The sequence below is a fragment of the Gilliamella sp. Nev6-6 genome, assembly GCF_001690605.1.
Lineage (GTDB): Bacteria > Pseudomonadota > Gammaproteobacteria > Enterobacterales > Orbaceae > Gilliamella > Gilliamella apicola_C.
Window position 1 is genome coordinate 110263 of the sequence record NZ_LZHP01000053.1, and the last position, 11898, is coordinate 122160.

Here is an 11898-nt window from a genome sequence, read left to right on the forward strand (position 1 = left end):
AATTCAAAGCAACATTGTTATAAAGTATATATCTTAAACAAGTTAACCAACAATTATACCGATGTCATTAAACTGCCATTTTTTTCATGCATTTTAAAGGATCTTAGGCATAATAAAATCAAAAACGAGAAAATCATGAATAACCAATACTCCTCAATGCGAAGTAATGTCAATATGCTGGGTACTTTACTAGGCAATGCGATTAAACGCGCCACAGGCAATGAAACATTCGATTTAGTCGAAAAAATAAGACAATTATCAAAATCAGCTCAACAAGGAAACGTTCAAGCACATAATGAGCTACTCAAATTAATTGAAAATCTGAATGATGATGATCTATTGCATGTTGCACGCGCATTTAACCAATTTTTGAACTTAGTTAACACTGCTGCTGAGTATTATGGTATTTCACCGCATGGGGAAGCTTCTAGTAGCCCTAAAAAAATGACTGAATTATTTAGTACTCTAAAAAAACTTAATTTTTCAAATGAAACCATTACCAAAGCAATTAATGATTTATCAATTGAATTAGTATTAACCGCTCATCCAACTGAAATCAATCGTAGAACCATGATAAACACCTATACCGCAATTAATAACTGTTTATCTCAACTTGATCATGATGATTTAGCTGATTATGAGATAGAACGGATTATGCGGCGCTTGAAACAGTTAGTTTGCCAAGCTTGGTATACCGATGAAATCCGAAAAAAACGCCCAAGCCCAATTGATGAAGCTAAATGGGGATTTTCTGTCATTGAAGATAGCTTATGGCAAGGCGTGCCTTTATTCCTACGAGAACTTAATGACCAGTTGGTTGATACTTTTGATGAACAACTCTCCGTTGAACATGTTCCCATAAAATTTACTTCATGGATGGGCGGTGATCGTGACGGAAATCCAAATGTGACAGCAAAAGTGACAGAAAAAGTAATGTTACAAGCTAGATTAAAGTCAATTGAATTATTTTTATCTGATATTCAAATACTTGTCCGTGAACTTTCAATGACAGAATGTAACCAATCTGTTATCGATCTATTAGATGAAAAGAACAAAACCGTTTCCGAGCCCTATCGAGCTGTAATGAAACAGTTACGCACTCGTTTAATAAAAACTCACAATTATATTGAAGCTTTACTGAATAGTGAACAAGTACTACCACCAAGAGATATTTTAATTAAAAACGAACAGTTATGGGCACCACTTTATACCTGTTATGAATCATTAATTGATAATGGCATGTCAACAATTGCCCATGGTCCATTACTTGATACTTTACGGCGGATAAAAAGTTTTGGTTTACAATTGGTTAGATTAGATATTCGCCAAGATAGTTCCGTACATATTCAGGCACTTGATGCGTTGACCCAAGAACTGAATTTAGGTAGCTATGCAAAATGGTCAGAGGAAGAAAAACAAGTATTTTTATTAACTGAGTTGCAATCTAACCGACCATTACTACCTTATAACTGGCAACCAGATGAAACGGTTCAAGAAGTATTAGATACTTGTCGAGTTATCAAAAAAGCCGGCGAAGAATCAATTGCTTCTTACGTAATATCAATGGCTAAGGCGCCTTCAGATATTTTAGCCGTTCACCTATTATTGAAAATCGTTGATTGCCAAAAGTATATCCCTGTTGCGCCATTATTTGAAACATTAGAAGACTTAAATAACGCTAAATCGGTCATGCAAAAGCTGCTGGATATACCTTGGTATCGTGACAAAATCCAAGGTAAGCAAATGGTGATGATAGGTTATTCTGACTCGGCTAAAGATGCAGGTACACTTGCCGCATCTTGGGCACAGTATCGATCGCAAGAAGAGCTAGTTAGCTTATTTAAAAAATATAATATTAATTTAGTATTATTCCATGGTCGAGGTGGCTCAATTGGTCGCGGTGGTGCGCCTGCTCATGCAGCTCTACTTTCTCAACCACCCGGATCGTTAAAAAGTGGGCTTAGAGTTACCGAACAAGGTGAAATGATTCGTTTTAAACTTGGTTTACCAGAAGTTGCTCTCAGTAGCCTAATGCTTTATACCTCAGCGATTTTACAAGCCAATTTATTGCCACCACCATCACCAAAACAAGCATGGCGCCATATTATGGATGAAATGTCGGAACTTTCCTGCAATTGCTATCGCAGTTATGTACGCGAACGAGCTGATTTTGTTGATTATTTTAGAGCGGTAACGCCAGAGGTTGAATTAGGCAGATTACCACTAGGCTCCAGACCACAAAAACGTCGAACGGGAGGGGGGATTGAAAGCTTACGTGCTATTCCATGGATTTTTGCCTGGACACAAAACCGATTAATGCTACCATCTTGGCTTGGAGCCGGTAACGCACTGAGATCTGTCATTGAGGAGGGAAAAAAAGAGCTTCTTAAAGAAATGTATCACAAGTGGCCTTTTTTTAATGCTCGATTAGGCATGCTTGAAATGGTTTACGCCAAATCGGCGCCTGATATCCACGAATATTATGAGAAACGTTTGGTCGATCCTGCTTTATGGCCATTAGGCGAAGAATTAAGGCATTTGTTAACCCAAGATATCAATACTGTGCTAACGATCACCGATGATGTTAGTTTAATGGCTGATTTACCTTGGATAGCACAATCTGTAGCCTTGCGTAATACCTATATTGAGCCATTAAACTTATTACAAGTAGAGTTATTAAGCCGTTCACGGAAACACTGCGGCGATGACAATATTATAGTAGAACAAGGACTCATGATCACCATTTCTGGCATTGCCGCAGGTATGCGAAATTCTGGGTAAAGCAAAAATACAGCGCTTTTATTTTTTAGGTAATAAGTGTTCTAAATAGGTTTTAGCGTCTTGGTCTCCTTGTTCGCTAGCTTTAGTAAACCAATAAATGGCACGATCGTTATCTTGATCTGTGCCTTTACCTTCTAGATATTTAATGCCTAAATTATATTGTGCATCAACACTGCCTTGCTCTGCAGCTTTTAGATACCACTCAACGGCTTTCTTATCGTCTTTAGAAACACCACCGCCTACATCATACATTACACCAATATTATACTGAGCATCAGCATTGCCAGCTTCGGCAGCTTTAGTAAACCAATATGCAGCTTGCGTATTATCAGGTTTAGCTCCGGTACCTGTTGCGTACATAATAGCCAAATTATACATAGCAAGTACGTGCCCCCGTTCTGCTGCTTGTGTATAAAAATAACTAGCAGCCATATAATCTTGGGTTAAACCATCTCCTTTTTCTGACATTAGTCCTAAATAATATTGCGCTTCTGGCATATTTTCTTTAGCTGCTTTACTAAACCAATCAGCAGCAATCATACGATCTTCTTTTATGCCATCACCAAAAAAATATATAATTCCAAGATTTAAATAAGCATCATAAATCCCGCTATCACCTGCTTGTGTAAAATAATCAATTGCGGTCAATGTGTTTTTTTCAACACCTTCACCTTGTTGATACATTAAAGCTAAATTGTATTTAGCCAATGCATAATTTTGATCTGCCGCTAATTTGAAATATTTAACGGCTTCATTGAAATCGCGATTAGTACCCAAACCACTTTGATACATTAATGCTAGATTATTTTGTGCTTTAGCCAGACCCTGTTCTGCTGCTTTTTTATACCAGAAAAAAGCACGAACATCACTAACTTCAACGCCCAAGCCTTGTTTATAAACACTTCCTAACGAATATTGTGCTTCTGCATTACCTTTTTCTGCAGATAAACGCAAAGCGGGAAGCAACAAATTTGATTCTTTAAGCTTTAATTGAGTATCATCTGGCTGTGCCTTATAACTGGTGGCCTGTACACTATAAGAAATGGATAATAACAATACAAATAATATCTTGATTTTTTTCATTTTTTCTAATTTTTATGAGGTTACCTATAATTATACATAAATGCATCTAAAAGGAATAGTTTTTGTTTAAGACTTATTTGGGTTATTTTATTTATACAACAGAAATTATTTTTAAAATAAAACATTATTAATCAATAAAGTTGAATCATCATGCCACATAAGGTCGATAACAAAAAATGTGATTAGGATTGAACAACGATATCAATATTATTGCCATTTTTAAAAAGAAACTTATTTAGCGCATTATTTTTATATTCAATATACCGTTTATTCATTTATAGGAATAAATTCTTTAATGCGCATTTTGTCTTTTACAATTCTATTCTTCTGTATCACACCTAATGAGTTTTTTAACTTTACCATAATAAAAAATGTGATAACGATAATACTATAAACCAAGTTCATTCCAGATTTCGTCAATTCGAGCAATAACTTTAGGATCTTTTTTAATGATTTTGCCCCACTCTCGATTTGTTTCACCAGACCATTTATTAGTGGCATCCAATCCCATTTTAGAGCCTAATCCAGAAACTGGTGAAGCAAAGTCTAAGTAATCGATCGGTGTATTATCGATAAAAGTCGTATCACGCTGTGGATCCATGCGAGTAGAAATCGCCCACATCACATCTTTCCAGTCTCGGGCATTAATGTCATCATCACAGACAATCACAAATTTAGTGTACATAAATTGTCGCAGATAAGACCACACTCCCATCATGATTCTTTTAGCATGGCCAGGATATTGTTTTTTAATTGTCACAATCGCAATACGATATGAACATCCTTCAGGCGGTAGATAAAAATCAACAATTTCAGGAAACTGTTTTTGTAAAATTGGAATAAAGACTTCATTTAACGCCAGTCCCATTATCGCCGGCTCATCTGGTGGCCTGCCTGTATAAGTTGAATGATAAATGGCGTCTTTACGGTGAGTTAAATGCGTCACCGTAAAGACAGCAAATTGTTCCACTTCATTATAATAACCCGTGTGATCGCCATAGGGTCCTTCTGATGCTAGCTCATTAGGATCAATATAACCTTCAAGAATTATCTCGGCACTGGCAGGAACGTCTAAATCACTTGATAACGATTTGACGACCTCTGTTCGACTACCGCGCAATAATCCTGAAAAAGCATATTCGGGTAACGTGTCTGGCACTGGTGTCACTGCACCTAAAATAGTTGCGGGATCAGCACCAATAGCGACACTAATAGGGAATCTCTCGTTAGGATGCGCTTGTTGCCACTCAGCAAAATCAAGTGCACCGCCACGATGTGAAAGCCAGCGCATAATTAATTTATTTTTACCTAATAATTGCAAACGGTAAATTCCCACATTTTGCCGTTCTTTATAAGGGCCTTTGGTAATAGTTAATCCCCAAGACAGCAATGGTGCCACATCATCAGGCCAACAATGCATAATAGGTAAACGGGTCAAATCCACATCATCATCTTTAAAAAACATCTCTTGGCATGGCGCCGATGAACGACGTTTAACAGGCATATTTAGTACTTGTTTATATTTAGGCAAGACATTAAAAAATTGCCGTATCCCTTTTGGTGGATCGGGCTCACGCAAAAATGCCAATAGCTCACCAATTTCACGCAAAGCTGAAGTATCTTTGCGCCCCATTCCCATCGCAACACGTTTAGCTGTGCCAAACAAATTACATAAAACAGGCATATCATAACCAATTGGGTTTTCGAATAATAAAGCTGGGCCTTCACTACGTAAAACGCGATCAGCAATTTCGGTCATTTCAAGATAAGGGTTAACAGGGAACGAAATCCGCTTTAATTCACCGTGTTGCTCAAGATAATCTAAAAAATCCCGAAAATTTGAAAAATTCATTTATTATGACTCTCTATTACTAACTAACCTTGAGTTAACTAAACCCAGAATATTTTTAATCCTTAATACTCACTTATTTATCAGTCTAACTACGGCAAAACCTTCCTATATATAGGCGTTTGTTTATCTTGATTACATTCAATAATTTTAGATGATAAAGCGTCAAATTGTTTTTCATCGATATCAATAAATTGATTCTGATCAACTTGGTAAAGGAGATATTGTTCAAATTTATCATCAAATAAAAAAGAAGCGATCCAATCATTGCGATCATCGTGATTTTCATTAGCAAATATCTTAATAATAATATATTCGTGTTTTTCTGATTGATCATGTAATTTATAATCAATGATTTTTTTAGCGATTTTATCATCATCATCATTAAAAATAACATGATCATTTTGATTAGGTTGACATTTTTTTATGTCTATATCTGCATGGCTAGTTGATACAAAAAAGTATAAAAAGGATAACACAATAGCATATAGATTCGATTTCATTTCCTACCTCTTAACTCGATTCAATCAAACGATGAATGTTACCGATAGCTTCACTGTTATTGGGAGATAAAGTAAGATTGGCGGCATCATCAATCTTAAGCCATTGATAAGCTAAATGTTCGGTAAGTATTGGCGTTATCTCGTCAATAAGAGGAAGATAAAACCAATGTTCTTTATTTACCGTAACATCTGGCGCATATCGATGCCTGAATTGTGGAAAAATTTCAAATTCAACGATATGCTCTACATCAATTAATTCAAGATTTTGACCAAGAATATCAATACCTGTTTCTTCTAAAACTTCACGAATTGCTGTTTCTTGTGGCGATTCATGACCCTCCATACTACCTGTTACTGATTGCCAAAAATGGGGATCATCTTGGCGTTGTAACATAAGGCAACGTTTTGTTGTCTGGCAGAAAATGACTACCAGAACAGATTCAGGATTTTTAAATTTTTTCATCAAATATGACTATTTTTTACTTACTTCAATACCCAGTTCAGTCAAAGCTGCTGCATTTGCTGGGCTTGGCGCATCGGTAAGTAAACAAGTTGCCGCAGTTGTTTTAGGAAATGCTATCACATCGCGAATATTATCCGTTCCGGCTAATAACATACTTAACCTATCTAAACCGAAGGCTAATCCTGCATGTGGTGGCGTACCGTATTTCAATGCATCAAGTAAAAACCCAAATTTCTCACGTTGATCATGTTCGTTAATACCTAAAATTGAAAAAACGGCTTGTTGCATTTCACTACGGTGAATACGGACAGATCCCCCTCCAACTTCATAACCATTAATGACCATATCATAGGCATTAGCAACCGCATTCTCAGGATTTTTAATAAGATCTTCTGGCGAATAATCTTTTGGTGACGTAAATGGATGATGCATCGCACTTAACCCTTCATCGGTTTCTTCAAACATCGGGAAATCAACCACCCAAAGTACAGCCCATTTATTTTCATCGGTTAACGCTAAATCTTTACCGACTTTCAAACGTAATGCCCCTAGTGCATCGCTCACCACTTTATAGCTATCAGCACCAAATAATAAAATATCACCATCTTTAGCATTGGCACGATTAAGTAATGCTTCCATTTGCGATTCATTAAAGAATTTTGCCACAGGGCTTTGTACACCATCTAACCCTTTACTACGTTCATTAACCTTAATCCATGCCATACCTTTAGCGCCATAAACCGAAATGAATTGTGTATATTCATCAAGTTGTTTACGTGTTAATTGCGCACCATTTGGTACACAAAGTAAAGCTACACGCCCTTTAGGATCATTAGCTGGTGTTGAAAATACTTTAAAATCGACATCTTTAACTAAATCAGCCACATCAATAATTTCAAGGGGATTACGTAAATCGGGTTTATCACTACCATAACGACGCATCGCTTCAGCAAAAGTCATAATAGGGAACTTTCCTAAATCCACATTTTTTACATGCAACCAAAGTTCACGGATCATCTGTTCCATAACATCACGCACTTGTTCGGCTGTCATAAACGATGTTTCAACGTCAATTTGGGTAAATTCAGGTTGGCGATCAGCACGTAAGTCTTCATCACGAAAACATTTTACAATTTGATAATATCGATCAAATCCTGACATCATTAATAATTGCTTAAATAGTTGTGGTGATTGCGGTAGTGCGTAAAACTCACCTTTATGAATTCTGCTTGGCACCAAATAATCTCGAGCGCCTTCAGGTGTTGCTTTAGTCAACATCGGTGTTTCGATATCTAAAAAGCCATGTTCATTCATAAATGAGCGAACAAAAGCGGTAATTTTTGCTCGAGTTTTAAAGATCGTTGCCATTTCAGGGCGACGCAAATCAATGTAACGATATTTTAAACGTTGTTCTTCACTGTTGTTTTGATTGAAATCAAGCGGTAAAACATCACTACGGTTAAATATAGTCAACTCGGTGGCTAAAATTTCAACCTCACCTGTCGCCATATCTTTATTAACTTGCCCTTCTGGCCTTGCTCTTACCTTGCCTTTAATTTGGATACAAAATTCATTACGTAACTCACCTGCTAATTGATATGCTTGTTGATAATCAGGATCAAAAAAAACTTGCACAATTCCTTCACGATCACGCATATCAATAAAAATCATTCCACCTAAATCACGGCGTTTATTGACCCATCCACATAATGTGACGTCTTGATTAATATAATTTGCGTTTAGTTGTCCGCAATAAATTGTTCTCATTAAATATATCCTGTGTGCAATTGTCAAAAATAGCAATTATTATAGAGCAATTTATCAGGGGATAAAGCCTATGTTTTAAAATAATCACTATTTAATTTATTTATACTCGGTTGATGATAATAATTTTACTTTATAGGTAATTTTATAAATTATTTTAAATTCAATAGGATAACAAAATTAAATTCCTTTTTTCTTGATGAAATCGGAAAATGATTCATTTAAAACTTGTCATATCAAATATTTATTACTAAGCTTTAGTATGATTTAGATATTATTAACTTGATATGAAAGCTTTAATTTCAATTGACTACACTAATGACTTCATTGCTGACGATGGTGCGTTAACTACTGGTTCTGTGGGTCAACAAATTGAGCCCGAAATATTAAATATAACTGAATCATTTATTAAAAATAATCAGTTTGTCGTTTTTGCTATTGATGCCCATGAAACTTCAGATACATATCATCCTGAAAATTCACTCTTCCCACCTCATAATATTGTCGGAACAGTTGGACAACAATTATTCGGCCATTTACAGCAAATCTATCAAAAACAGCGAAATTCAACCAATATTTATTGGATCAATAAACGCCACTACTCAGCATTTTGTGGCACAGATCTCGATCTTCGCTTACGCGAAAGACATATAACTGAAATTCATTTAATTGGTGTTTGTACTGATATTTGCATTTTACACACGGCTGTTGATGCTTATAACTTAGGTTATAAAATAGTTATTCATAAAAACGCCGTCGCAAGCTTTGATCCTATCGGACATCAATGGGCTTTAAAGCACTTTCAAAATACCTTAGGGGCGGCCCTAGTATAAAATAGATAAAAATAAAAAAGGAGCAGGAATGGAAATTTTAAAAGACTACAAAGTGCATTTACTCGCAATGATAGTCGTTTTATTCTGTGAGTTTATTGGCAAACAATCTATTTGGATTATCACATTATATCCCATGTTATATGCCATGATTATTGGCGGCATAATCAGCCTACCAAAATTTAAAATATTAAATCTAAAAAATATGAATCATGCTAGCGCCATCATGATGGTAACGTTAATGCTACTTATCGCCAAACTGGGGCTTTCTGTGGGACCAAAAATAGAAATGATTCTAGAAGATGCAAAATCGGCATTAATCTTTCAAGAGTTAGGTCATTTTGCTGGCACCATTTTACTTGGTTTACCACTAGCAATGATGCTAGGTATGAAACGCGAAGCAGTTGGAGCAACCTACTCTGTTGCTCGTGAACCCAATATCGCAATTGTTGCCGATAAATACGGATTGGACTCTGCCGAAGGTCGAGGTGTTATGGCAATGTATATTTGTGGCACACTTTATGGTGCTATATGGATGAGTATACTAGCCAGTGTGATGGCAAAATTAGATATTCTCCACCCTTATGCCTTAGCTATGGGCGCAGGCGTTGGAAGTGGTAGTATGATGGCTGCGTCACTGGCACCAATAAGTGATCTTTATCCAGAAATAAGTGAAGATATTAAAGCCTATGCCACGACAGCGAACTTAATGTCTAGCATTGTTGGTATTTATATTTATACATTATTTTCATTACCTTTTGCCTCTTTCTTGTATAACACTTTTAGCCGTTTACGTCGTAATCGTCATAAAGAAGGAGCACTATAATGAAGTTTTTAGAAACAGTTTTTTTATTGATCTTAGTTGCCATTATTATGGCAGCCGGTAATACTGTTGGCTATAAAATTGACTTTATGCAGTCAATAGAAGCATTATCAATTTTAGTTGCCATATCAATTGTTGGATATATTATTAGCAAGATTCCTTTATGCAACAAACTGCCTGTCATATTATGGGTATCGGTCGTTGCAGCAACCGCTTCATCACCTATTTTCCCTTTGCATGAGCAGATTGTTTCAATTACTGACAAGGTTTCTTTATTGGCTGTTTGTACTCCGGTACTTGCTTATGCAGGGCTTGCTATTGGCAAAGATTTAGCATTATTTAAAAATATCTCTTGGCGAATCATTCCGGTTTCTTTAGCGGTGTTTTCAGGTACCTTTATTTTTGCAGCAATCATTGCGCAAATCACCTTACATTGGGAAGGTGTTATCTAATTTGGATTAGGATTTAATTTATGACAAAAGAAGAACTTAAAAAGAAGGTTTGTATTGCTATTGCAAATCGTAAGGCCGATATCAAGGCGGTCGCCGAATCAATTTGGGCAGAGCCTGAACTTGGTTACAAAGAACACAAGACGGCCAAAAAAGTTGAAGAAAGCTTTGAAAAACTGGGCGTACCATTTAAAAATAAATTAGCAATAACGGGAGTAAAAGGCCGCTTAAAAGGGGGCAAAGGCAGTAAGTATAGCATTGCTGTTATAGGGGAGCTTGATGCCATTATTTGCGCTGATCATCCTGCTGCTGACGAAACATCTGGCGCGGCACACTGCTGTGGTCATAATGCTCAAATTGCCAATATGATGGCTGTGACCATGGGGCTAATAGATTCTGGCGCCATGCAATTTTTAGCGGGGGATGTGGTACCTTTTGCGGTTCCAGCTGAAGAATATGTTGAAATCACTTATCGAAATCGCTTAATTGAAGAAGGTAAAATCAAATATATTGGTGGCAAACCAGAGCTAATTTCGCGGGGTGAATTTGACGATGTTGATATGGCACTGCAAATACACTTAACTAGCGTACCCAATGACCGCCAAGATGGTTTTATTGAAATATCAACAACAAGCAATGGTTTTATCGGTAAACTGATTAAATATAAAGGCGAAGCGTCGCACGCGGCGGCTGCGCCACATGCGGGTGTCAATGCTTTAAATGCAGCTATGATGGGAATGATGGGTGTACATACCATACGCGAAACATTTCAAGAAAAAGATTATATTCGATTTCACCCAATTATTACCCAAGGCGGTGATTTAGTTAATGTGGTTCCAAGCGATGTCAGAATGGAAAGCTATGTACGAGCAGGCAATGTGCCCGCCATGATTGATGCCAATGAGCGAATTAATCAAGCACTAAAAGCAGGCGCTATGGCGGTTGGGGCAACCTGTGAAATTAAGGACTTGCCTGGCTATCTACCATTAAATAACAACTCAACGCTTAACGAGCTGTTAAAACGTAATGCCGAAGCGTTAATTGGTAAAGAAAATGTTTCGGTTGCCCCTCATATGACAGGAAGCACGGATACTGGCGATCTATCCCACATTATGCCTGTTAGCCACCCATGGATTGGTTCGGTTCGAGGTGTTTTACACGGTAAAGATTATACCGTATTTGATGAAGATATGGCTTACATCCGTCCCGCACAAATGATGGCCTGTACAATTATCGATTTACTTTATGACGACGCAAAACCAGCACAAACACTGATGTCAGAATATAAACCACTCATGACCAAAGAAGAATATTTAACATTCCTATCTGGCTTTGACAAATAATCTTAATGGC

The 11898-nt window shown here is 36.8% G+C and carries 10 protein-coding genes; 5 read left to right on the plus strand and 5 right to left on the minus strand.

The features are described 5' to 3' along the window. Positions 1 to 135: 135 nt before the first annotated feature. Positions 136 to 2781 (plus strand): phosphoenolpyruvate carboxylase, encoded by a 2646-nt coding sequence (ppc, locus tag A9G42_RS06560; protein ID WP_065652996.1) that lies wholly within the window; start codon positions 136 to 138, stop codon positions 2779 to 2781. An 18-nt stretch (positions 2782 to 2799) separates the two neighbouring features. On the opposite strand, the gene A9G42_RS06565 is transcribed toward ppc, so the two are convergent. The 5 genes from A9G42_RS06565 to aspS all read right to left on the minus strand — a co-directional run bounded on the left by A9G42_RS06565 (position 2800) and on the right by aspS (position 8446). Beyond that, positions 2800 to 3864, minus strand: coding sequence for an SEL1-like repeat protein (locus A9G42_RS06565; protein WP_065652997.1), 1065 nt, complete (start codon positions 3862 to 3864; stop codon positions 2800 to 2802). Positions 3865 to 4252: 388 nt separating this feature from the next. Next, complete coding sequence (ubiD, locus tag A9G42_RS06570) at positions 4253 to 5716, minus strand: 4-hydroxy-3-polyprenylbenzoate decarboxylase (protein ID WP_065652998.1); 1464 nt, start codon at positions 5714 to 5716, stop codon at positions 4253 to 4255. An 89-nt stretch (positions 5717 to 5805) separates the two neighbouring features. Continuing rightward, positions 5806 to 6216 carry a hypothetical protein gene (locus tag A9G42_RS06575; RefSeq protein ID WP_065566184.1) on the minus strand — a complete coding sequence of 137 codons (411 nt, stop codon included), beginning with the start codon at positions 6214 to 6216 and terminating at the stop codon, positions 5806 to 5808. 10 nt (positions 6217 to 6226) lie between these two features. Further along, positions 6227 to 6679 carry a dihydroneopterin triphosphate diphosphatase gene (gene nudB / locus A9G42_RS06580; protein ID WP_065652999.1) on the minus strand — a complete coding sequence of 151 codons (453 nt, stop codon included), beginning with the start codon at positions 6677 to 6679 and terminating at the stop codon, positions 6227 to 6229. 9 nt (positions 6680 to 6688) lie between these two features. Further along, a complete protein-coding gene (gene aspS / locus A9G42_RS06585; RefSeq protein WP_065653000.1) occupies positions 6689 to 8446 on the minus strand; it encodes an aspartate--tRNA ligase in 1758 nt (585 codons plus the stop codon). A gap of 284 nt (positions 8447 to 8730) precedes the next feature. Here aspS and A9G42_RS06590 point away from each other — a divergent pair, with 284 nt between their 5' ends. The 4 genes from A9G42_RS06590 to A9G42_RS06605 are packed head-to-tail and all read left to right on the plus strand — an operon-like array spanning position 8731 to position 11888. After that, positions 8731 to 9276, plus strand: a complete 546-nt coding sequence (locus A9G42_RS06590) for a cysteine hydrolase family protein (RefSeq protein WP_065653001.1) — start codon at positions 8731 to 8733, stop codon at positions 9274 to 9276. A gap of 28 nt (positions 9277 to 9304) precedes the next feature. Beyond that, complete coding sequence (locus A9G42_RS06595; protein ID WP_065566180.1) at positions 9305 to 10099, plus strand: DUF3100 domain-containing protein; 795 nt, start codon at positions 9305 to 9307, stop codon at positions 10097 to 10099. Further along, positions 10099 to 10548 carry a hypothetical protein gene (locus tag A9G42_RS06600; RefSeq protein ID WP_065653002.1) on the plus strand — a complete coding sequence of 150 codons (450 nt, stop codon included), beginning with the start codon at positions 10099 to 10101 and terminating at the stop codon, positions 10546 to 10548. The genes A9G42_RS06595 and A9G42_RS06600 overlap by 1 nt, the downstream gene beginning before the upstream one ends. Before the next feature lie 20 nt (positions 10549 to 10568). Continuing rightward, positions 10569 to 11888 (plus strand): amidohydrolase, encoded by a 1320-nt coding sequence (locus tag A9G42_RS06605; protein WP_065653003.1) that lies wholly within the window; start codon positions 10569 to 10571, stop codon positions 11886 to 11888. Positions 11889 to 11898 lie beyond the last annotated feature (10 nt).